A 24,317-nucleotide genomic window follows, 5' to 3' on the forward strand; every position below is an offset into this window, starting at 1 on the left:
ACCCTGCCGTGTTTTTGTGCCTCAATACTTTGGAACAAAAACGCGGTAAGGTAGCAGTATTAACAGGAACCCTCGATGCGTACTTCCAGTTTTGCGTAAGCATGCATCAGTGGCAATAAGGAACGTATAATGTTTGCAGTTGATCACATTATTTTACTTAGCGCAGTGCTGGCCATTTTAGGTGTGCTGGCCAGTAAGCTGTCTCCGCGCTTTGGCGTACCTGTATTGGTGCTATTCCTTGGTGTTGGTATGCTGGCTGGTGAAGATGGGATTGGCCGAATTTTCTTTGATAATGCCGATGCCGCCCATGCTATAGGTACATTCGCGCTTATCCTTATTCTATTTGATGGCGGTCTTCAAACATCCAAAAAGTCTATAATTCAAGCGTGGAAGCCAGCAGCTTTGCTTGCTACCTTTGGCGTTGTGGGTACAGCGGTGCTTACCGGTGTGGCGGCCATGATTATCCTTGATTTACCGCTTTATAAAGGCTTATTGCTTGGCGCTATTGTGGGGTCAACAGATGCTGCTGCGGTATTTTCGGTTTTGCGCAATGCAGGAATACGAATTCCCGCTAAGATAAAGTCGACGCTGGAGCTTGAAAGTGCGTCGAACGATCCTATGGCCATATTCCTCACTATTGGTCTTATTACACTTATTCAAGACAGCACCACTAAGCCAGTGGACTTACTTTCCCTGTTTGCCAGTCAAATGGGGGTGGGAGCGATAGTGGGCCTAACCATTGGCGGGATCGCAGTGTGGCTTTTCAGAAGAGTCACCTTAATGGCGATAGGTTTGTATCCCGTTTTTGTGATGTTATTTGGTGTATTGTCTTTTGGCCTTGCTGCGAATTTAAACGGCAGTGGCTTCCTCGCTACTTTCATCACTGGCGTAATAGTGGGCAACAACCGCTTTGCGTATCAGCGTAATACCTTTGTGTTTCTCGACGGGCTGGCTTGGTTGGGGCAAATTGCCATGTTCGTTATTCTCGGCTTGCTCGTTACACCCACTGAGCTTTTCGTAAACTGGAAGGAAGGCTTACTCATTGCGTTTGTGCTTATTTTTATTGCCCGTCCGCTGGTGGTTATGCCTATTTTGTTGCTTTCAAAATTCTCTTTCAAGGCATCATTGCTCATATCATGGGTAGGGTTGCGCGGTTCAGTGCCGATTATTTTAGCTATTTTTCCGCTAATATTTGGTATGCCTTACGCTGAACTAATTTTCAATGTGGTGTTCTTTATTGTGCTTATTTCAGCCCTGCTACAGGGCTCAACCTTGCCCTATGCGGCGCGCAAGTTAGGTTTAGTATTAGAAGACCAAGTAAAGGAATCGAGCACGCTGGAAATTGTGAAAGTTGCCAAAAGTAAGCGCGAACTTATAGAGATAGAAGTATCCAAGTTATCGCCGGCGTTAAACAAAACTATCAGTGAAATATCGCTTCCTGACAATACAGTAGTGGCCATGATTGCCCGTGGTGAAGAAACTCTTATACCTAAGGGCAGCACCAAAATAGAAACGGGTGATCAGATTTTTATTATCACAAAACTGCTCGATAAAAATGCTGTTGAGCAATGCTTTTACAACGAGCAGGAATAGGGTGCTATTGTAGGGCACTTCATGTAGAATGCGCCGCGGAGTTGGCCAGGCAATCGCCGCTTTCGTAAGAAAGGGGAGGAAAGTCCGGGCTCCAAAGGGCAGGGTGCCAGATAACGTCTGGGCGGCGTGAGCCGACGACAAGTGCAGCAGAGAGAAGACCGCCTAAGCATGTTTACATGCCGGTAAGGCTGAAAGGGTGCGGTAAGAGCGCACCGCACCTCTGGTAACAGAGTGTGGCAAGGTAAACTCCACCCGGAGCAAGACCAAATAGGATCCCTCAACGTGTGGCCCGCATGGGGATCGGGTAGGTTGCTTGAATCAGTGAGCGATTGCTGATCTAGAGGAATGGTTGCCCACGACAGAACCCGGCTTACGGCCAACTCCACTCTTTTCTTTGATAGCTTCTCAAAGCATGTTTATTGTGCCGCTTTTAGACGATACTTTTCCTAAAGTAGAAAAAGGCTATTCCTTTAGCGGGTGAAGCCTCTACCTGAAGGGACATTCCCTCAGGCAGAGACATATATCGCTAGTTACTGGAAGAAATAGCGGAACGTCGCGCCTACTGTGCGAGGCTGGTTCACCGTAAATCCAAGTCGAGCACGTCCACCACGTTCTCTATCAAACGAAAGCTGTGCGTTTTCATCAAACAGGTTGTTGGCGTATAGCAAGATTTCGTAGTCATCGTAGGTAAGACCAAAGCTCATGTTCATTGTGCCGTAGTCGTCTAGCAACAAGTCTAACTCTGTTGTTTCTGTACCGGTTGCACCACCAAAGGCAAGCCCTGAAGTGAATATACCTGCACCTGCAACTTGGTCACTAGGCTGGGTAATACGGTCGCCCACGTATTGATAAGAACCTTGGAAGTAGGTGCTGTTTGACGAGAATAAAGGCTGCGCTAAATCATAGGTAAATGCGATAGCGAAGCTTTCTTCTGGTACTGACGCCAAACGGTTGCCATCTTCAACGCCACCTAGCACCGCACCATCACCGTCAACAACGGTTGAATCGAACTCAGCTTCGATGATGCTACCGGTCAATGAGAAAAAGAGCTGGTCAGTAAACTGACGTGTAAGTTCAAATTCAATACCTTGGGTGTGGGCTTCAGGTACGTTAAATGACACCCGTGAAGAACAAGAACCCGCATCCAACGTAACTTGAAGGTCTTCAATGTCGTTGTAGAAAGCTGACACGTTCGCCGTCCAGCCCCGTCCTGACGACTTCATACCTATCTCATAGTTGGTGAGTTTTTCATCGTCATAGTCTTGGAATGAACCAAAGATGGCTTCATCTTGGTCGGTACACAAGCTTCTATTTAGCGGATCATTTACACCACCAAGTCTAAAGCCTTGCGATACTTGCGCATTTAAATTCACGTTTTCGTTAAGGCTATACTGACCAATTACGCGTGATGTGAAGCCGTCTGACTCTGTCGAATCAGTTTGGTTGTCGCCATTGGCAAATAAGCCGCCGGAAATAAATTGACGCTCTTCTTCATAATCGTAAAAGCGAGAGCCCACGGTCATCTTGAAGTCATCGTTAACTTGATAATTCACTTCACCAAACACAGCAAGCTGCTTTAAGTCGTAAGGCAAGTAGGCGTTGTATGGCGAATCGGCTTCAAAGCCATTGGCAACCGCTGCTGACGTGCCTTCACCTAACGTAGCATCTGTAAACGCATCATAGCCGGGGGTAGGAAGTGATTGGTCGTAAACGCGTTCAGTTGAAGAGTAGAAAGCGCCAACTAACCAGTCTAGTGCGCCATCGTCATTAGACGCGGCGCGAAGCTCAAAGGTATCTTGCTCTACTTCGGTTCTGTCTAATAAATTCGACGGTAATAATACGGCTTCATCCGGAAAACCTAAGTCGATACTCACCGAACCGGAGAGTGCGCTGGCATCACGGCTAACCAGTATATCTCGGTCGGTATAGCTATAAACAAAGGTAAAGTCGGCAACATCAGCTTGATATTCAGCGGTTACATCAGCTATCAAGGTTTCATCAGTAAACCCTTCCTCAAGCAACAGATACTGTTCGCGCTCACCTAATTGAATAGCAGGACGTGACGTGGTGTAAGGGTTTGCAAACACGTTATAGACTTCTTCCCTATTAAACCCGTTCATCTCGAGTTCTTGGTAGATCAGTCGTGGCGTTATGGTGAGTTTATCATTAGGTGCGATAACAAACGCTACGCGTCCGCCAGTTCTGTCACCGTCATTAACGTCTTCGTTAAACGCGCCATTTTCACCTAACGCATCAATAAAGCCCGCGTAATCAGTGCGGTAAACCACCGCGCGCATAGCAACTGTATCTGAGATTGGTACGTTCACCATACCTTTTACATGACCGCCCACACCGCCGTCTGTCACACTATTGAGGTTAGCTTCAAACTTACCTTCAAATGTGTCTAATTCAGGCTGGTTGGTAATGTAACGAAGGGTCCCGCCGATAGAGCCAGATCCGAAAAGTGTACCCTGCGGTCCACGTAGAGTTTCTATGCGGTTAAGATCAAAAAGATCGAGATCTGGGGTAAACAAAGATAGTGAAATAACGCTTTCATCAAGATAGACGCCTACTTGCTCTTTAACGCCTGGTTGGTCACGCACTATTTGCCCTGCCGATACGCCACGCATTGAAACCTGGCTTTGGCCTGGCCCCAAATTTTGAATAGAGACGCTTGCCACATTTCTAGCTACATCCTCTAAGTTACCCGCGCCGCTGCGTTCAAAGTCTCGCTGTGTTTGCGCGTTAATTGAAAAAGGAATGTCTTCAATGGATTCAGCGCGCTTTGTAGCGGTTACTATAATCTGCTCAAAGTTATCGTCATCCGCTTGTTGTGTGTCCTGGGCAATTGCACCAGAGCTAAGCAGCCCCATTACCGCAATGCTAAGTGTGCTTCGTCTAAACGAAGGTTTATTTATTTTAAACATAAGTCCATCCAGTGTGGTTGTTTCTATTTTGTTATTAGGCAAGGGGGTAATGTGGCAAAAAAAGTTGTCTTTTTCTATATGTAGCGAAACAAATATTTCTACTTTAGTAGTGTGGGGTGATTTTGATTTTCCCATGTTTCTTTTTTGTTAACTAATGTTATGGCCTGAAAATGCGTCTAAAAGGTCAAAATAAGTGTCTATCAGGCTAATTACATCGTAAGTAATCTAGGTATGATCCCGCTTAGATGAGGTTTAGCTTTTACATAAAAATATCTTAGTTCTAGCAAACGGCTGGTGAAAAGATATTCAAAGTGCAAACCCCTTACCTAAGCAGAAGAGCGAAAACGAAAGTCATACGAGAGAGGTGCAATGGAAAAGCCAGTAAAAGCCAATGAACTACTAAAAGGTATGCTAGCAATTGTTGTTGCAAGTTTTCTGTGGGGGACAACAGGTACTGCAGCACAGTTTGCGCCCGAAATCAGCCCATTGGCCATCGGTGCATTTGCAATGGGAATAGGTGGCATTCTGCTTTGCTTAAGTGCTAGAAAATCGCTAGTAGAAGATGCCCGAGTCCTATTGGCTAAACCACTTACCTTTCTGTTTGGTAGTGCTTGCGTAGCAATCTATCCGCTCGCTTTTTACAGCGCTATGCGCTTGTCAGGTGTAGCCATAGGTACTGTAGTATCTATCGCTAGCGCACCTTTATTCGCGGCGCTTTTAGAATATTTTCTAAGTAAAAGGCCTGTATCTTTAAAATGGTTTATAAGCTTTATATTCGGGGTATTGGGAATTGGCCTTCTAGCTATGGGCAAAGCAGAGGGGGCATTGGAACTATCAGCCTCTAAAAGTAATCAGGTATTCGGCGTTATTTTGGGGTTAATTGCTGGTTTAACTTATGCGGGATATTCGTGGGCTGCAAAACAACACATTGACACTGGCGCAAACTCAAAGTCTGCTATGGCCGGGCTGTTCGGCTGCGCTGCAATTGTCCTACTGCCCTCACTTTGGTTTACCGGTCAGAACCTCTTTGATACCGTAATTCACACTAGCGTGTCACTTTATATGGCCGTGGTGCCTATGTTTTTTGGATATTTATTATTTGGTTATGGTCTTCGCACTACTGAAGCCAGTAAAGCTACGCTTATTACACTAATAGAACCACTGGTTGCGACACTTTTCGCTATCTTCCTTATTGGTGAAGTCTTCAAGCCGGTGGGGTGGGTTGGCATGACGCTAGTGTGTCTTTGCCTTTTAATCCAGTCGATTAAATTTCCTTTTGCTCTAAAGCGCTATGGCAGAAAAGCAGCGGCGTAATGTCGAAATAGCGTGCAGCTTATAATGAGAAGTCAGAATACTTTCCAAGTATTCTATCAATTTGACCCGTTTGTTTTAGTTCAGCGATAGCACGGTTTAAGGCAGGAAGCTTATCTTTATGTCGATTGTGAACACGCAACGCCATTTTGCCCGCGGTATGGATGGGCCCCAAGGCAATTTTCATTTCGTGAATTGAAGACCAGTAACGGGCCGATGCCTCCTCCATTATGATGACATCTACCCTTTTTGCACCTAGGGCTAAGATAAGGTTGCTCTCGGCTTGAAAATCCATTCTGACGAACTTATCAGAATCAAAATACACATAGCCGGAGATCATCCCTACAGTTTCACCGTAGATAGAGGCGACGGTTTGGTATCGGCTATGGTTTTCAGGCAGAGTAATAAAGTGTTCTGTGATGTCTATAATGGGATCTGAGAAAGTGAAGTCGGCTGCGGGCTCATCTTTAGACAGCCAGCTTGGACTGAAGAAGTCGAAATCAAGATCGCCTGTTTTAAATGCAAGCATGGCGCGTTTGGTAGACAGCATGACTTTTTCCGTCTTAATACCTGCTTTATTCATAATAAGGGGGAGAATTTCAACTAGAATACCGGCCCTATCTTCGTCGACAGCATTTTCGTACGGGATAGAGCTGCCTGATGTTCCAAGATTATACCTCAATACTTCATCGGCAGTCGCGCCACCGCAAAAAAACGAAACGTTAACCAATAAACTTAACGAAACAACTATTTGGATAAGAGGTGTTAATACTGTTAATGCATACACTCAAGATGTCCTAATATAATAGGTTATGAACTACGCTTTCTTTAGTCTTTCTTTCAATACTTGCCCAATGATCGACTTTATCGATAAGGTCTTCAGCATCGAAGGGCTTACTTAAATAATCGTCCATTCCCGCTTCAACACAGCGCTCTTTATCACCTTTCATTGCATTTGCGGTCAGGGCGATAATCGGAACGTTGAGGTAACGCTCTCCAGCTTCACCGTTTCTAATGCGCTTAGTTGCTTCAAAACCATCCATTTCCGGCATCTGACAATCCATCAAGATGACATCAAAGGTCACCTTCATTTTATTCAGAGCCTCTAGTGCTTCTAAACCAGATTTGGCGCTAAGGGTAGTATGGTTGCTGAGATGCTGTTTCACGATTATTTGATTAATATCGTTATCTTCAACAATAAGTACTTTACGTTTTTTACCTTTTTCTCGTTTTAACGAAGAGGCGTGGTGCACAGGGACCAGTAAAGTTTCATCCGCGGGCTCAAGAGAAATAGTAAAAGAGAACGTACTTCCGTGACCTTTTACACTTTCAAGTTTAATGTTGCCACCCATAAGTTCGCAAAGTTGTTTGCTAATTGATAAACCCAGACCGGTTCCGCCGAACTTGCGGGTGGTTGATAAGTCTTCTTGCGTGAAGACATCAAAAATAGTGCTTTGCTTGTCTTGCGCAATACCTATTCCCGTGTCTTTTACGCTACATAAAAGTGTAAGGCTGTCGTCTGCGTTTTGTTTAATGCTAGTGGTAACTTCAATGCATCCAGAGTCAGTAAACTTGACTGCGTTGCCCAGCAAGTTCGACAAAATTTGCCTGAAACGTACATCATCACCTTGTACAACGTGGAACCCTTGTAGATCAAAGTGGAAGTGTAGCTCAAGACCTTTTTCCTGGCACATGATGGCGTACTGACTTTGAAGGTTCTCAAGGGACTCTAAAATGTCGAAAGGGTTCTCTTCAATCTGTAGCTGACCTGCTTCAATTTTAGAAAAGTCCAAAATGTCATTTACGATATGTAAAAGGCCTTGAATACTAAACTTAGCGAGTGAAAGGTAATGCTTCTGCTCTTCGGTAAGTTCAGAGTTTGCCATTAGCTGCAAAACACCAGATATACCGTGGATAGGCGTGCGTATTTCGTGGCTCATACTTGCTAAGAAGCTAGACTTCAGTCGAGCAGACTCTTCGGCTTTCTCTCTCGCTTCTTGAAGGTATTGCTCCGTTTGTCGTTGCTGCGTAACATCTTGCTGAAAACCGATGTAATGCGTCACTTCGCCATTGGTTTTAACTGGTGTTAAATTTAGTCGGTTATAAAAGGCGCTGCCGTCTTTTCTGTAGTTAAGTAGTGTAGTTTCAATAGGCTCACGTGTCGCAATGGCTTTACGAATTTGCTCAACAGTTTGCTTACTGGTTTCATCACCTTGCATAGAGCGACAGTTGTGCCCAATCATTTCACTTCGTTTGTAGCCAGTTAATTCTTCAAATGCACTATTTACATAAATAATTGGCTGTCCGACCCGTTTAACGTCAGAAATAATAATTGAAACAGTTGCTTCATCCATGGCATGGGTAAGCACATTTACGTGGCTTTCTAATGCGCGCTGCTCGGTAACGTCATTTCCTACATATATATCACCACGAATATTGCCATTTGCATCGGCAAGGGAGGCTTTTGTCCAGCGAATATAACGTTCTTTGCCCGAATTCACTGAAAAGTGCGTCAGCTCATCGCTTAGTTGTGTCGCTAGCTTCCGTACTATCAGCTTTAATATTGCACTCTTTTCACCGTATTGGTCATCGCAAAAAATGTCGAAGCGTTTGTTTGAAATGAGAATTTCTTGATTCTGATCGACCACGACCAGCATGTCGCCCATCGATTCTAATACATTCGAAAACTGTTCGTTAGACATTGAGACCTCGGTCAAATCCCAAATAAGCTTATCGAAAGCGGCTCGAATGTCGGCTAACTCTTTTGCCTCAACTTGAGACTCATTGTTTAAAGACGTTGTATTGTCACTATTAAGGCGATTTTTAATATCTTTATACAGTGTTGAAAGGGTTCGCTCGGCCAAGGTTCCGGTCATACTCACCATATGCAATATAATGAAAATGAACCCCACAACCATTGCTAATAAAACAATGCCTGTCCAGGCAACCTCTCTGTATGCAGTAATAGTTGGTTTAACGCTATATAACTGAAGGTTCTTCCAGCTGGTTTGCTTAATAGAATAGCCACTTTGGTTAAACGCTAAAAAGCTTGAGTTTGGCGCTATTAAAGAGGGCTCGCTACTAAATAGTACGTTTCCGTTTGAATCTGTGACTAACTGGTTAGTCAGTCTAGGGTAGGGCGCGAGCAATGATTGAAGGCTATCGACGTACATGACAAGGGCACCTTCAGAGACGCCATTGAGCAGAACGGGGACGCTGATGACTACTCCGTATTTAGATACGGACGAAAAGGTGTTTGATGAGCCAAGCGTTTGCTGACGCCAAGCACTGCTTAACGACTCAGGAAGCGTAGCACTCCAGTTTTTGTCGATAACTTTCTCACCTGCAAAATCAAACAGTGCAAATTCTACAGTTTTTGCCTGGGTAAGATTTAAAGAGCGAAAAAACATAGGTAGGTAATTATCTCGCTGCTGTAAATCAACCAGCGAATTAATAATAATGTCGTTTGCCGCTAGATCGGCTAACTGACGCGTTGTATCGCTAACAATGAAGCTAATATCTTGCTCGAGCCCTTCTACCGACTGCTGCTGAAGGGCATTACTTTGCTTAACAATGAAATGAAAGGAAAGGGCAACTAGCGTAATAGACAGCACTGCTATTAATAGCGCTAGCCTTGGGATCATGCTTGAAAGCAATAAAGAACGCAGCCTCATAGGTTCATGCTGCATTATTTCTTGCCCGTTGTTACCAAATGGCCTTTATCATTAATCTTCGTCATAAAATAATCCTTTGACCAAAGTGCATCATGCCTTTCTTTAGTGAATGGAGCTTCATAGTATTTTACCGCACCCTGGATGTCTTTAAGCGATTCTAGAGCATTGCGTAAATCGTTAACTTGTATGCTATTAGCTTTATCGGCAGCGATAGCAATTAAGTGAATTAAATCATATGCATGGGCTAAACCTGTGACACCTTCAATAGCTGCTGCATCAATAAGCCCATATTTATTATAATAGGCTTCTAATAATTGTTTAGCCTTGTTATTTTTCTGATGGTGGAAGTGAAACGTTTGAAGAACTGATATGTCGTGCTGATTGATAGGGTTGGCTAATTGAGATGCGAACTGACCTGACGCTATACCCCAGTGAGAAACAACAGGGAGCGAGCTTAGGCCTTGTTCAGCCAATGCATCTACAACAACCACACCTTCAGGTACGTTGGTAACTAATATTACACTGTCCGCCTTCGAATCTTTTATCGCCTTAGCATCTTCAGAAAAATCTTTCTGTTGCCAATTAATCCAATAGGTTGCGCTAATGTTCACCCCTTGTTCCTGTGCCGCTTTAGTTAAAGACTCAAGGTTGGAACGTCCCCATCCTGTTCGCTCCAAGATCAAAGCGACATTAGATAACTCTCTGGATTTTACAAAGTCTATCAGTACAGACGCTGCTTCAGCGTCACGTACTGAGATTCGAAAAACATTATTGGGTGAGTGAGCATTGTCTACTATGGGCGTGCCGGCGGCCCAGGGAACCAGCATGAGAATATTTTTAGCATGTATAATATCAATTTCCGCAAGCACCACGGGAGTATGTACCCCACCAACGACGGCTAGCAAGTTTGGCATTTGCGCAAACTGTTCAATGTTGTAAATACCGCGAGCAGGATTTCCTCGGTGATCTTTCGCAATCACTTTGAGTGTACGGCCAAGTATCCCTCCATTCGCATTAATTTCCTCAACGGCTAGCTCTACGCCTCGAGTAATAGCAACGCCTCCCTCTACAGCAACCGCCGAGAGGTCTGCATCAATACCAATAATTAAAGGCTCTTGAGTACTGTCAGCTCGGCATGAATTAAAGGATATAAAGCAGAGGAGCGCTGATAGAAGAAGATATACACGCATGAATTAGCTACCTGATTGACTACTCTTAAAAGTGTATAGCAATGTGCAGGGCGTTTTATTATTTACGCATTATCCTTTAGTCTAAATTTGCTTGTTATGTAAGCAGTCTTTCTATGAGTTTGCGTTCACTCTCCTTTTTGGAATAACCAATGTGGCACGATTCTGCTATTAAACATAAGGAGTGAAGCTTAATGTTTGTTAGGTGAGCAGCTATGTGAGAGCGCAGAGCACGATGAAAAATAAAAATACCTGTGCCAGTGAGAAGGATATTCTCTTTTGCTAACACAAATTAAGGAGAACAGTAGTTTGGAGTATAAGTGCGAAATACAACATTGCCTACAATTATAGATGTGGAAGCAAGTGGATTTGGGGCGGCAAGTTACCCCATAGAAATAGGCATTGTGCGCTATGATGGTGCAAAGTGGTGCAAGCTACTAAGGCCATTTGACTCTTGGGTACACTGGGATACAAAAGCAGAATCGCTTCATGGCATCTCTCAACAAATGTTACAAGCACGAGGCGAGGAACCTCATAAGGTGTGCGTTGAGCTTAATAATTTTCTGGGGAATACAGTTGTATACAGTGACGGGTGGGTGGTAGATAACCCTTGGCTTATAAAGCTGTTCTCGGCTGCGCAAATTGAAATGTCGTTCACCTGCCGCGCCCTTGAATATATATTGAGTGAGTCTCAAATGGATAACTGGCATGACGTAAAAAATAGTCTTTCCGCTGAACTAGACGTTAAGCGTCATCGGGCGAGTTCAGATGCAATGATAATTCAGCAAACCTATGCTAAAACAATGGCACTCACTCAGAAATGATTCTGTATTGCATTTGTTGTTAGGGTGCGTCAATTTTGGTATCGAGGCGTTCGAAAAGCTAAAGGTAGTGATATTTCTAGAACAGGTAATTAACACCTAATGAAAGCGCCATATTCTCTTCTTCTCCAACTTGTCTATGCTCAATCTCAACGGCCATATTTAACCCTTCGCTTTGGCCAAGTAGCCAGCCTAATCGCGTAAAAGTACCCACATCGTGCGGTAAATAAAGCCACTCAGCATAATGTTGAAAAGCGGTATTGTTTGTTTTGTAGGTCGCATAAACCTTTTGAGGCACCCAGGTGTTAAAACGCCGGCTGGCGCTAAACATACCTTGTGAGCCCGCTGGATAGGTATAACTGTTGTCGTAAAGGTAGGTTTCGGTCGTAGATTGAACGCGGTACATACTGTTTAGCTGCCACCGAGCTATCTTCTTGCTCTTAAATTGAATTGGGCTGTAGAGGGTATCATTTACATTCGCGAACACAGGTAAGGCTGTTATTGAGACAGCCAGCGTGAACGCTATAAGAGTACCGGAAACTACATTCATGGAAGAGCCCAAGTTGTTGTTATCATGGCTTGTAAACAACCAGAAACTACAAGCGATAGTGTGTTGGTTATTTAAGCATAGCTGCAAAAACAAAGGATGGAAATAGGCTTTACCGTATTTAATTTAGGGGGCTAGCTTGTCTCACCTGAAAGACTCAACAAAAAACACCGCTAGGTTGCATAGCTTCAATGTAAAGCGTAACAAGCTAACGGCGTTTTCAAAGAGCGTTAATGGCTTATCGTATTAAATCGATGCTTTTAACGCTTCCGCTTTATCTGTTGCTTCCCATGGGAATTCGTCACGACCAAAGTGACCGTATGCAGCTGTTGGGCGATAAATTGGGCGCTCAAGATCTAGCATTTGGATAAGGCCGTAAGGGCGCAAATCAAAGTGTTCGCGCACTAATGCAACGAGTGTTTTCTCATCTACAACGCCAGTCCCAAAGGTATCGATGCTGATAGACGTTGGCTCTGCCACACCAATTGCATAAGACACTTGGATTTCACAGCGCTTAGCAAGGCCCGCGGCAACAATGTTCTTAGCAACGTAACGACCCGCGTATGCTGCACTGCGGTCTACTTTAGATGGATCTTTACCAGAAAACGCGCCACCACCGTGACGAGCCATACCACCGTAAGTGTCTACGATGATTTTACGACCTGTTAAGCCACAGTCGCCCATTGGACCACCGATAACGAATCGACCTGTTGGGTTGATGTGAAAGCGCGTATTTCCATCAATCCATTCACTTGGTAGTACTGGCTTGATGATTTCTTCCATTACCGCTTCACGTACTGTTTCAGTGCTTACTGAATCACAGTGCTGAGTTGAAAGTACAACCGCGTCGATGCCTACAGGCTTGTCGTTTTCATACTTGAAAGTAATTTGGCTTTTCGCATCTGGGCGCAACCAGTCTAGCTTACCAGATTTACGTACTTCCGCTTGTTTTTGAACAAGGCGGTGAGAGTACGTGATAGGCGCCGGCATTAATACATCAGTTTCGTCGCTCGCGTAACCAAACATCAGGCCTTGGTCACCCGCACCTTGTTCTTCTAGGCTTGCGCGGTCAACACCTTGATTGATATCAGGAGACTGTTTACCGATTGCGTTTAATACCGCACATGAATCGGCGTCAAAGCCCATATCTGAATGCGTGTAGCCAATTTCTTTAACAGTTTTTCGGGTAAGTTCTTCAATGTCTACCCATGCAGAAGTGGTTACTTCACCACCTACTAAAACCATACCGGTTTTTACATACGTTTCGCAGGCCACCCGAGCGCGAGGATCTTGTTCTAATATAGCGTCAAGAACCGCATCTGAGATCTGATCAGCAATTTTGTCCGGATGTCCTTCAGACACTGACTCGGATGTGAATAAATGCGTGGCCATAAATGCTCCGTAAGCGTTAAATTATCAAAATAGTCGTATATTGTACTAAAACAAGTTATAAATACCAGTCTTTACTTCTAGACGTCTAAAAGTCTCTTTGTTACGAATAGTTGACATAACCCGATCATTTTTGGGGTTATTTCGATGTATAACAAAGACAAAGACATATAAGTGTTATCGGTAATGCCGTGGGCTTTATAAGCTTCTTTGATGTTTTTGGATTTACTTTCGATAATGGCAATGAAAATCCATTGAACTGAAAGGTGGCATGGGTAAGAATAGCCTCACATTCAAAAGTGCCTAGAAGTAGAGCAAGAGCAGACAATTGATGTTCCCCAGTGCTCACATCAATTACTACCATGGTACCAAAAGATACAAAATAAATCAGGAGACAACATGCCCTCTCGTCGTGAACTCGCCAATGCTATCCGTGCATTAAGCATGGACGCCGTTCAACAAGCTAAATCTGGTCACCCAGGCGCCCCAATGGGGATGGCTGATATTGCGCAGGTATTATGGGGTGATTTCTTATCACACAATCCTGCGAACCCATCTTGGGCTAACCGCGATCGCTTTGTGCTTTCAAATGGTCACGGCTCAATGCTGTTGTACTCTCTTCTTCACCTTTCAGGCTACGAACTGCCAATTGAAGAGTTAAAGAACTTCCGTCAATTGCATTCAAAAACGCCAGGCCATCCAGAATATGGTTATGCGCCAGGCGTTGAAACCACCACTGGCCCGCTAGGTCAGGGCATCAGTAACGCAGTGGGTATGGCGCTTGCCGAGAAAGTGTTAGCGGCACAGTTCAACAAAGACGGTCACACTATCGTAGACCACCACACCTACGCGTTCCTAGGTGATGGCTGCTTGATGGAAGGTATCTCTCACGAGACTTGTTCACTGGCCGGTACACTAGGCCTTGGTAAGTTAATCGCATTTTGGGATGACAACGGCATTTCAATTGATGGTGAAGTTGAAGGCTGGTTCACCGACGATACTCCAGCACGCTTTAAGAGCTACGGCTGGGAAGTGATTGAAGGCGTTGACGGTCACGATGCTGAACAAGTAAAAGCTGCCATTGAAAAGGCGCAGGCGAATACGGCGCAGCCTACACTTATTTGTTGTAAAACCACCATTGGTTTCGGCTCGCCTAATAAAGAAGGTACTGAGTCTTGCCACGGTGCACCGTTAGGTGATGACGAAATTGTCGCTACACGTGAAAAACTTGGCTGGAGCCACGGCGCGTTCGAAATTCCAGACGATATCTACGCGGGCTGGGATGGCAAAGAGAAAGGCTCAAAAGCGGAAAGCGCGTGGAACGACGCTTTCGCTGCATATGAAGCCGCCTACCCAGAGCTTGCAGCAGAATTTAAACGCCGCGTAAATGGCGAGTTGCCAGCAGATTTCAGCGACAAAGCAGATGCTATCATCGCTGAGCTTCAAGCTAACCCACAAAACATTGCTTCACGTAAAGCGTCGCAAAATGCATTAAACGCGTTTGGTCCTTTACTTCCTGAGCTATTAGGCGGCTCTGCCGACCTTGCTGGTTCTAACCTTACCATTTGGGAAGGTAGCAAAGGCGTTGAAGCAAACGATGCATCAGGTAACTACATTTACTACGGTGTACGTGAATTTGGTATGTCGGCCATGATGAATGGTATTGCTCTTCACGGTGGCTTTAAGGCATACGGTGCAACCTTCCTAATGTTTATGGAATATGCACGCAACGCGGTACGCATGGCCGCACTAATGAAGCAGCCTGCAATTTTCGTTTACACCCACGATTCAATTGGTCTAGGTGAAGACGGTCCAACGCACCAGCCGGTAGAGCAGGTGGTTGCGCTACGTGCAACGCCTAACCTTGATAACTGGCGTCCTTGTGATCAGGTTGAGTCTGCTGTGTCGTGGAAGTCTGCTATTGAGCGCACTGACGGCCCAACAACGCTAATCTTCACACGTCAAGGCTTAGCGCAGCAAGAAAGAACCGCTCAACAAGTTGCTGATATCGCGAAAGGCGGTTACGTACTTAAAGACTGTGAAGGTACACCAGAGCTTATTCTTATTGGTACTGGTTCTGAGGTTCAGCTAGCCGTTGAAGCAGCAGAAAAACTAACCGAGCAAGGCAAAGCCGTTCGCGTAGTGTCTATGCCATCAACTGACGTATTCGACCGTCAATCTGCTGATTACCGTGAAAGCGTACTGCCTTCTAGCGTTGTTAAACGCGTAGCGGTTGAAGCGCTGTCTAAAGATAGCTGGTACAAGTACGTTGGCTTTAATGGCGCTATCGTGGGCATGGACACCTTTGGTGAGTCTGCGCCTGCTGGCGACCTATTTAAGCACTTCAACATTACCACTGACGCTGTAGTAGAGGCTGCACTGTCTCTGTAAGAGGTAATAGATAAGCCTATGGTAAATATTGCCATAAATGGGTTTGGTCGTATTGGTCGTAACGTGTTGCGCGCGCTGTATGAAAGCGGGCGCAACAACGAATTTAACGTGGTGGCCATTAACGACATTGCTAAACCCGAAGGCATTGCACATTTACTTAAATACGATACCGCCCACGGGCGGTTCCGTTTTGATGTGGCCTTAGAAAACAATACGCTTAATGTCGCAGGTGACGATATTACACTGCTTGCGATAAGCGATATTAAAGACCTACCCTGGAAAGACTTGGGCGTTGATATTGTGCTTGAGTGTACGGGCAAGTTTGATGACAGAGCGTCGGGGCAAGCACATTTAGATGCGGGCGCTGGCAAAGTGCTTTTCTCGTCACCCGGGTCACCAGATTTAGACAATACGGTCATTTTCGGAACCAACGAAGACACGTTGACCAGTGAACAAAAATTAGTCTCCAACGGCTCTTGCACCACAAACTGCATTGTTCCTGTTATCCAGGCGCTAGACGCTGCGTTCGGTGTTGAAAGTGGTACGATTACAACCATTCACGCGTCTATGCACGATCAGCAAGTTATCGACGCTTATCACGAAGATTTGCGCAGAACGCGCGCTGCAAGTCAGTCAATTATTCCCGTTGATACCCGCCTCGCTGCCGGTATAGAGCGTATTCTGCCTAAGTTTGCGGGCAAGTTTGAAGCTATTGCGGTTCGAGTGCCTACTATCAATGTTACTGCCATGGATTTAAGTGTAACGCTTCAGTCTAAGGTAACTATTGAGCAAGTGAATCAAGCCCTTCGCAATGCAAAAGCGGGGCGTTTACAGGGCATTTTGGACTACACCGAAGAGCCTTTGGTGTCAGTAGATTTCAATCACGACCCTCACTCGTGTATTGTAGATGGCACACAAACAAGAGTCAGTCACAAACAGCTGGTTAAAACACTGGTGTGGTGTGACAACGAATGGGGTTTTGCAAACCGTATGCTCGATACCGCTAAAGTGATGTTCGACGCAAAATAAAGCATTGATGCTGCCAAGGGTTGGTGGCACCAGCCCGCGCAGCTTTCACAGTTAATTTGAGCGTGTTTGACTTGTTAAAACACGCTCTACTGAATTTAAATTAACATAGGAAAGACGATGGCAATTCCAAGCATGAGCGATATGGCCCTAAATGGTCAGCGCGTACTAATTAGACAAGACTTAAATGTGCCGGTAAAAGACGGCAAAGTAACTTCAGATGCGCGTATCAAAGCATCTATTCCTACTATTAAAGCAGCCCTAGACGCTGGTGCAGCAGTTATGGTGATGTCTCACCTTGGTCGCCCTACTGAAGGCGAGCCTGCGGACGAATTCTCTCTTCAACCTGTTGTTGATTACCTTAATGATGCCCTAGACGTACCGGTTAAGCTTGTTAAAGACTACCTAGACGGTGTTGAGCTTAGCGAAGGCGAATTGGTTATCCTTGAAAACGTACGTTTTAATAACGGCGAAAAGAAGGACGACGAGACGTTAGCGAAACAGTACGCCGCACTTTGCGATATCTTTGTTATGGATGCCTTTGGCACCGCTCACCGTGCACAAGCGTCTACTCATGGCGTTGCTAAATTCGCGCCAAAAGCCTGTGCTGGCCCATTACTTGCTGCTGAATTAGATGCACTGGGTAAAGCGCTGGACAACCCTAAGCGCCCAATGGTTGCTATTGTTGGTGGTTCAAAAGTATCGACCAAGCTAACCGTACTAAAAACACTAGCTGAAAAAGTTGACCAGTTAATTGTTGGCGGTGGTATTGCTAATACTTTTATTGCGGCGCAAGGACACAATGTAGGTAAGTCTCTGGTTGAAATGGACTTAACTGAGCAAGCTACGCAGCTTATGAATGAAGCACAAGCAAATGGCGGTAATATTCCAGTGCCGACTGACGTAGTAGTAGGCAAAGCGTTCGATGAGAATACCGAAGCGACGCTTAAAGTAGTCAGTGATGTTGCAGACGACGATATGATTTTTGATATCGGTCCAGACTCGTCAAAAGCGTTAGAAGATATTATTAAGAATGCGGGCACCATTGTTTGGAATGGCCCTGTAGGCGTTTTTGAATTTGAACAGTTCAGTGCAGGTACGAAAGCGCTTTCAGAAGCGATTGCAGCAAGCGACGCATTCTCAATCGCAGGTGGTGGTGATACACTAGCAGCGGTTGATAAATACGGAATTGCCGATAAGGTTTCTTATATTTCGACAGGTGGTGGCGCGTTCCTTGAATTCTTGGAAGGTAAAACACTACCAGCGGTAGCAGTACTAGAAGAAAAAAACAAATAAGCCTAAGCGCTGCACATGAAAGCAGCGTGCTATAGCGAATAAGAGTTCATAGAAGCTCATGAAAGCTAAGGCCTAGTGCAAAGTTGCCCCAACATGCGTCACGCTCAGTAACAGCATTTTTGAGCGTGACCCTATAATCGGAAACGATTACACCTGCGAAACAGTGAAGTACGCAGGCATAAATACCAATCTTATTACAGATGTGTTTACTTAAGGTGTCGGCGTGCCGAGTCTGAGACAAACAGATCTTTAATAGAATTGGTATAACAATAAACCCTACACCTGTCTATTAAGGCAGTAATATACAAAAGGAGTGTTGCAATGGCATCACAAGCTCAGCAGGCAATGTTGGATAAACTGAAAACACAAACCGGTTTTATTGCAGCGTTAGATCAAAGCGGCGGTAGTACACCTAAAGCGTTACGCTTATATGGCATTGAAGAGTCTGAATACAGCTCAGACGAAGAGATGTTTAACCTTGTTCATGAAATGCGCACGCGCATTATCACCAGCACCCCTTTTAGCGGCGAGCGCGTTCTTGGCGCAATCTTATTTGAAAACACCCTTGATAGAGAAATTGAAGGCATGCCTACTGCTCACTTCTTGTGGCAGAAAAAGCGTGTTATTCCTTTCTTAAAAGTTGATAAAGGGTTGGCAGAAGAAAGTAACGGCGTGCAGGTAATGAAGCCCATGCCTGGTCTTGATGCATTGCTCGCTAAAGCAGTAGCGCAAGACGTGTTTGGCACTAAGATGCGCAGTGTTGTAAAGCTTGCGAATCATCAAGGTATTAAAGATGTTGTTGCTCAGCAATTTGAAGTAGGTAAGCAGATTTTAGCTGCCGGCCTTGTTCCAATTATCGAGCCAGAAGTTGATATTCACAGCCCGCAAAAAGCAGAAGCTGAAGCGCTACTTAAGCTAGAGATTTTAACCCAGCTTAATCTTCTTAGCGAAGGTCAAGAAGTTATGCTTAAGCTAACGTTACCAACCGAATCTAACTTTTATAAAGAGCTTGTTGATCACCCTCGCGTACTTAAAGTGGTTGCACTTTCTGGCGGCTACAGCCGTGACGACGCAAACGCAAAACTAACAGAAAACCAAGGCATGATCGCGAGTTTCTCTCGCGCTTTAACTGAAGGTGTATCTGCACAGCAATCTCAAGAAGAGTTTGAAGCAACACTAGATAAAGCGATTGAAGGTATTTACCAAGCTTCTAAAGCGTAACAAATACATAAATGCTACCTTTAAAGTAAACCCGTAAGAGCGCCATTGGCGCTCTTTTTTGTTTAGCCATTTACTTGCTTCTTATTTGCGCTTAGTCGCCTTGCTAAGGTCGCTCAACGCATATTTCTTACCGAACAAAATTATTTAGTAGTATGGGAATTTAACGATCATCACTCGACAGTGATTACACCATCAAAAATAAAATGTCTGGGGCTATTTCAATTAGGTGTGCCGCGAAGTTCATCGCCCCGAAAAATGAAAACAACAAGGTGAAATATGTCTATAAATATTAATCGCAGAAGTGCTTTGAAAAAGGTGCTCTGCGCTTTAGGGGCCTCGTTATTGAGTGTAGGTGCCTTGGCAGTACCAACCACTGCGTTTGCAAATGTTGAAGCTACACTTAGCGAAGACGATAAAAACCGCTATTTTAAATCGGAAGATATTTTTAACCTTGAATACGTGAGCGATGTCCAGATATCGCCAGACGGTAAACATATCGCCTATGTACGTCGTTCAAACGACATCATGTCAGACAGTAGCCGGGCAAATGTCTGGCTAGCGTCGGTTGATGGCAAGTCAAACCGCCCCTTACTTTCATCAAAAAAAAGTTACTACTCTGTTCGCTGGTCACCGGATGGAAGCCGGCTCGCTTATCTATCCAATGAAGAGGGCAAACCTCAGCTTTATGTGCGCTGGATGGACACGGGGCAAACGGCGTTAGTTACCAACGTTACTTCAAGTCCCAGTAACATTACGTGGTCGCCTGACGGTAAATACATTGCTTTCACCATGAGCGTTGATGCAAAGGAAAAGCCGCTTGACGTTAAAATGCCGAAGAAGCCCGACGGTGCAAAGTGGTCTCCTAGCTTTGAATATATCACTAAGGCGCGCTATCAAGCCGATGGCAAAGGCGTGCTCGACCCTGCCTATACTCATATCTTCATTGTTCCTTCAGACGGAGGCACGGCAAGGCAATTAACCTCGGGTAATTATCATCACAAGGGGCGTTTAAGTTTTGCGCCGAATGGGGAGAAAATCTATTTCTCTGCTAACCGCAGTGATAACTGGGAATATGAACCAGTTGAGGCCGATATATTTTCTGTTGATATGACGGGGAATATTGAACAATTGACGCAGGATAAAGGGCGAGAGTCGTCACCTGTTGTATCGCCGGACGGAAAGCATATTGCTTATGCGTACCGTGACGACGAAAAAGTGATGTACAAAAATAGCTATTTGTATGTAATGAATAGCGACGGCTCTGACCAAAGAAACATAACAAAAGACATTGATAACTCGGTGTCTAATTTTTACTGGAAAGACAACAAACGTATCTATTTTCAACAATCAGTACGTGGCCTAGTACAAGTTAATACAGTGTCTCTGTCGGGCAGAGTGAAAACAGTGGCTAGTGGATTAGGTGGCACTACCCTTGGTCGACCTTATGTGTTTGGTACTTATCATGCGGTAGGCGATGTGATCGCTTACACCAAAGGGCGCACAGACCGCCCTGCAGATTTGTTTGTCACTACAAAAAACGAACGACAACTTACGGCACTTAATGAAGACGTTTTAGGGCATAAAAAATTAGGTGAAGTTAAGGAAATAGTCTACCAATCTTCTATTGATGGTGAAGAAATTCAAGGTTGGTACATCCTGCCGCCTAACTATGACAGCTCAAAAACCTACCCACTAATTTTAGAAATTCACGGTGGACCTAATCTCGCTTATGGCCCCGTCTTTACCGCTGAACTTCAACGCATGGCAGCCGAGGGATATGTGGTGTTTTATGATAATCACAGAGGCAGTACGGGTTATGGTGAGCGCTTTGCACTGCTACTTCAGGGGAAGTATAGCTCTGAGTACGACTTTGCCGACCATATGTCTGGAGTAGACGCGCTGATTGAAAAAGGCATTGCCGATCCAGAGCGTTTATTTATAACGGGTGGCTCTGCAGGTGGTATTGCATCAGCCTATGCCATTGGACTTACAAACCGTTTTAAAGCCGCCGTGGTTGCTAAACCTGTTATTAACTGGCTGTCGAAGGTATTAACCGCCGATTCGGGCCTGTACCAGATACCTTTCCAATTCCCTGGCAAGCCTTGGGATAACGTAGAACACTACTGGAAGCGCTCGCCATTATCGCTAGTAGGCAATGTAACTACCCCCACCATGTTGATTACTGGAGTAGAAGATAAACGCACGCCTATGTCTGAAACTGAGCAGTTCTATCAAGCGTTGAAACTTCAAAAGGTTGATAGTGTACTCGTGAAAGTACCCGGCTCGCCTCACGGTATTGCCTCTAAACCTTCTCGAATGATTGGTAAAGTTGAAAATATTTTGGCGTGGTTCAAAAAGTACGACAGCGTGCATTCAGATAACGCCAAAGCCGAAGATAAATAATTAAGTTAACGCGTTGAGCAGTTAGTTTCGCGAGGAAAAAGATAAATGGGGCTACTGTTCCGATTCAATCGGTTCAAGGCCCCATTTTTTTAATATTCGAGCGTACTCGCCATTCGCTTTTAAAATAGAAAGTGCATTTTTTAGCGAGTTTACTTTGTCTTTCTCTGTCTTTAGACCAGTAGCAACAAAAAGATCTGCACCCAATGCTTCAATGACATACTCGCTCGTTGCGTCGTTGGGGTTAAAGCCAGCGTCACTGATTTCATACTTTCCAGTCTCTAAATTGGCAAGTGCAAAGTCTATTCGTTCCATATAAAGCAAGTTCCACAGGAGTTCAGGCTCGGCAACTAGAGCTAGATTTTTGTTTTCTTCAAAGCCTTTTTGTTGCAGAAAAGATGCTGAACCATAGCCGCGTATTGAACCTATCCGAAAGTTTTTCGCATCCTCTAATGAACTGACATGTGCTGTGTCTCTTTGCTTAAGCCGAATAAGTGCTGCCTGAACATGATTTACTTCGCCCAACCACTCAAACTGGCTTTCTCGCTTTGGAGTCTTTAATAGTGATAACAGCACAAGGTTTGGTTTTTCAAGTGTCTCATGATAGGCGCGTGCCCAGGGCATATGTGCTAGAGAACTGCTAAAAGGCAGCAGAGGCTTTAGAGCGTTAGCAAGGTCTACATTAACCCCTTGCGCTTTACCATTGTTGTCAAACCAATAATAGGGCGGGGTAACCTCGCTGAGAAAAAAGATATGGTTAGGCGAAGCAAACGCTGATGAACTGACGATCAGCAACAAATATATCCAAATACTACGAAACATAATTACTGTTAAGAACCTATAGAGACAACACTAATCGCAGGTATAAATAAGGTAATGCTAATGCGTAGTATACTAGGATTTTAGGCAAATAATACCGATATTTGCCTATAAAATGTTCAGCTTAGTGTGTTGTTTTACCGACTTTGCCTACTCTACAGTGGGATGTAACTGCGAGATATCAGGAAAAACAGAAAGCTTCAAATCAAGGGATTTCCAGTAGTGACTTTCACGTAGTAGGTCAGCAGAGATTATAGGTTTTTCATCTAACCAGCCTTCAGGAAAGGTAATGGCCAGTTCATTCTTTTCTACCTTAACAACGAGATCAGGTACAAAACCCTCTTGGCGTTTAATATTAAGCAGCACACCCAAACGCAGTAGTGCAATTAAATGCTTTACCGACTGCTCATCAAAAAGGTTGAACGTGGGGAGTTCATTGGTTCGAATTTTCTTTCTGTGAAAACGCACGAGTGTAGCTAGCAGTAACTGTTGTTCCTGCGTAAATCCAGGCATGTCCACGTTGCCAAGAATATAGGCGCTGTGTTTTTGAATACCCCGAGAGTTAATTTGCATGCCTACTTCATGAAGTAAAGCAGCCCAACCCAGCATACTTTTAAAGTCACGCCCTTTAAGTTTCCATTCTTTTTCAACATCATTGAAAAGTGACAGCGTTGTATTGAGCACCATGGTTGCTTGTGACGTATCTACATCGTAGCGGGTGGCCAAACTGCTCGCCGTTCTGCCGCGAATGTCTGCGTGATGTAATTCATCTTCCATTTGATAAAGTACGCCTTCACGCAAGGCGGCAGGAGAGTATACCAAGCCTTCAATCTCAAGCGCTCTGAAAACGGCGATAAGAATAGCAAGGCCGCCAGCAATAACCACACGACGGTCTTCACTTAAATCTGCATAACTTAATTTGTCGATATGGCCTGCGCTTATGAACTGCTTCATCAAATTGCGTAAACTTTTAAGCGTTACCGGGATATCGTGGCCATTGGGCCTGTCTTGCTGACAAAGAGTGAACAGAGAGCGGATGGTACCTGACGTACCGATACATTGGACCCAGCCAAGTCTGCGGTATTTATTGTCAATTAACTCAAGTTCTTGCTGCGCAGCAGTTATGGCGCGATTGAACGCTTTGGACTTTAGCTCACCGTTAGGGAAAAACCGTTTGGTATAGCTAACACACCCCATTTGAAGGCTGCGGCAAAGCAAAGGGGTAAACCCTTCGCCAATAACAAATTCTGTTGATCCACCGCCTATATCAACTACCAGTTGTTGACCGTCTGCGTGATTAGTATGGGCAACGCCAGAGTAAATAAGACGCGCTTCTTCTACGCCTGAAATCACTTCTATAGGGTAGGGAAGGATGTCTCTTGCTGCGCTGATAAAGTCTCGTGCGTTATGGGCCTTGCGCAGCGTATGAGTGGCAACGATTCTGACTGAATCAGGCTCAAACCCTTTAAGGCTTTCTGCTACTACCTTAAGCATAGATAGCCCGCGCTCCATTGCCTCATCAGACAATACATCGTCTTCGTTGAGCCCTTCGGCTAAGCGAACTTTTTGTTTAACTCTATGCAGAATTTGCACAGACCCAGCAACAATACGTGCTACTACTAAGTGAAAACTATTCGAGCCAATATCGAGTGCTGCAACTTTACTGACTTCGCGGGTTTCCACGTCATTAAAAACTGATTCGTGCTGGGTCATGT

16 protein-coding genes and 1 other RNA gene are annotated in these 24,317 nt (G+C 44.8%); 9 read left to right on the forward strand and 8 right to left on the reverse strand.

Going from position 1 to position 24,317, the window contains the following annotated elements; genetic code table 11:
* The first annotated feature begins 129 nt into the window (after positions 1-129).
* Positions 130-1,593 (forward strand): potassium/proton antiporter, encoded by a 1,464-nt coding sequence (locus tag ACYX4W_RS07225; RefSeq protein WP_476075115.1) that lies wholly within the window; start codon positions 130-132, stop codon positions 1,591-1,593.
* 37 nt (positions 1,594-1,630) lie between these two features.
* Positions 1,631-1,981: RNase P RNA component class A (gene rnpB, locus ACYX4W_RS07230), an RNA gene on the forward strand.
* 142 nt (positions 1,982-2,123) lie between these two features.
* Here the strand turns inward: rnpB and ACYX4W_RS07235 are convergent.
* Positions 2,124-4,520, reverse strand: coding sequence for a TonB-dependent receptor (locus ACYX4W_RS07235; RefSeq protein WP_476075116.1), 2,397 nt, complete (start codon positions 4,518-4,520; stop codon positions 2,124-2,126).
* A 369-nt stretch (positions 4,521-4,889) separates the two neighbouring features.
* On the opposite strand from ACYX4W_RS07235, the gene ACYX4W_RS07240 reads away from it, so the two are divergent.
* Positions 4,890-5,834: a DMT family transporter gene (locus ACYX4W_RS07240; protein WP_476075117.1), complete on the forward strand. Its 945-nt coding sequence runs from the start codon at positions 4,890-4,892 to the stop codon at positions 5,832-5,834.
* 19 nt (positions 5,835-5,853) lie between these two features.
* Here ACYX4W_RS07240 and ACYX4W_RS07245 read toward each other — a convergent pair whose 3' ends face one another.
* From ACYX4W_RS07245 to ACYX4W_RS07255, 3 genes are read right to left on the reverse strand one after another with little or no spacing between them, the layout of a single operon-like run.
* Positions 5,854-6,618 (reverse strand): substrate-binding periplasmic protein, encoded by a 765-nt coding sequence (locus ACYX4W_RS07245; RefSeq protein WP_476075118.1) that lies wholly within the window; start codon positions 6,616-6,618, stop codon positions 5,854-5,856.
* Positions 6,619-6,628: 10 nt separating this feature from the next.
* On the reverse strand, positions 6,629-9,520 hold the full coding sequence (locus tag ACYX4W_RS07250; protein ID WP_474808551.1) for an ATP-binding protein: 2,892 nt from the start codon (positions 9,518-9,520) through the stop codon (positions 6,629-6,631).
* Positions 9,520-10,695 carry an ABC transporter substrate-binding protein gene (locus ACYX4W_RS07255; RefSeq protein ID WP_474808549.1) on the reverse strand — a complete coding sequence of 392 codons (1,176 nt, stop codon included), beginning with the start codon at positions 10,693-10,695 and terminating at the stop codon, positions 9,520-9,522. The genes ACYX4W_RS07250 and ACYX4W_RS07255 overlap by 1 nt, the downstream gene beginning before the upstream one ends.
* 317 nt (positions 10,696-11,012) lie before the next feature.
* Between ACYX4W_RS07255 and ACYX4W_RS07260 the strand changes: the two genes are divergently transcribed.
* Positions 11,013-11,516 (forward strand): 3'-5' exonuclease, encoded by a 504-nt coding sequence (locus ACYX4W_RS07260; RefSeq protein ID WP_474808547.1) that lies wholly within the window; start codon positions 11,013-11,015, stop codon positions 11,514-11,516.
* Positions 11,517-11,592: 76 nt separating this feature from the next.
* Here ACYX4W_RS07260 and ACYX4W_RS07265 read toward each other — a convergent pair whose 3' ends face one another.
* Entirely contained in the window at positions 11,593-12,063 is a 471-nt protein-coding gene (locus ACYX4W_RS07265; protein ID WP_474808546.1) for a hypothetical protein, read from the reverse strand.
* Positions 12,064-12,306: 243 nt separating this feature from the next.
* Positions 12,307-13,452, reverse strand: a complete 1,146-nt coding sequence (gene metK, locus ACYX4W_RS07270) for a methionine adenosyltransferase (protein ID WP_014948382.1) — start codon at positions 13,450-13,452, stop codon at positions 12,307-12,309.
* A gap of 396 nt (positions 13,453-13,848) precedes the next feature.
* On the opposite strand from metK, the gene tkt reads away from it, so the two are divergent.
* The 5 genes from tkt (at position 13,849) to ACYX4W_RS07295 (ending at position 21,786) form a co-directional block, all read left to right on the forward strand.
* Positions 13,849-15,840, forward strand: coding sequence for a transketolase (tkt, locus tag ACYX4W_RS07275; RefSeq protein ID WP_476054918.1), 1,992 nt, complete (start codon positions 13,849-13,851; stop codon positions 15,838-15,840).
* Between the two features lie 18 nt (positions 15,841-15,858).
* Complete coding sequence (gene epd, locus ACYX4W_RS07280; RefSeq protein ID WP_014948384.1) at positions 15,859-16,869, forward strand: erythrose-4-phosphate dehydrogenase; 1,011 nt, start codon at positions 15,859-15,861, stop codon at positions 16,867-16,869.
* A gap of 117 nt (positions 16,870-16,986) precedes the next feature.
* The gene (locus tag ACYX4W_RS07285) at positions 16,987-18,162 is read left to right on the forward strand and encodes a phosphoglycerate kinase (RefSeq protein ID WP_348669537.1); all 1,176 of its coding nucleotides are present in this window, start codon (positions 16,987-16,989) and stop codon (positions 18,160-18,162) included.
* Between the two features lie 321 nt (positions 18,163-18,483).
* Positions 18,484-19,383: a fructose bisphosphate aldolase gene (locus tag ACYX4W_RS07290; RefSeq protein ID WP_476075119.1), complete on the forward strand. Its 900-nt coding sequence runs from the start codon at positions 18,484-18,486 to the stop codon at positions 19,381-19,383.
* Positions 19,384-19,659: 276 nt separating this feature from the next.
* The gene (locus ACYX4W_RS07295) at positions 19,660-21,786 is read left to right on the forward strand and encodes a prolyl oligopeptidase family serine peptidase (RefSeq protein ID WP_476075120.1); all 2,127 of its coding nucleotides are present in this window, start codon (positions 19,660-19,662) and stop codon (positions 21,784-21,786) included.
* Between the two features lie 51 nt (positions 21,787-21,837).
* Here the strand turns inward: ACYX4W_RS07295 and ACYX4W_RS07300 are convergent, their stop codons facing one another.
* The gene (locus ACYX4W_RS07300; RefSeq protein WP_476075121.1) at positions 21,838-22,605 is read right to left on the reverse strand and encodes a substrate-binding periplasmic protein; all 768 of its coding nucleotides are present in this window, start codon (positions 22,603-22,605) and stop codon (positions 21,838-21,840) included.
* Positions 22,606-22,752: 147 nt separating this feature from the next.
* A complete protein-coding gene (gene ppx / locus ACYX4W_RS07305) occupies positions 22,753-24,315 on the reverse strand; it encodes an exopolyphosphatase (protein WP_476075122.1) in 1,563 nt (520 codons plus the stop codon).
* Positions 24,316-24,317: the final 2 nt, after the last annotated feature.

This window comes from Alteromonas sp. ABH4_454 (assembly GCF_056311775.1).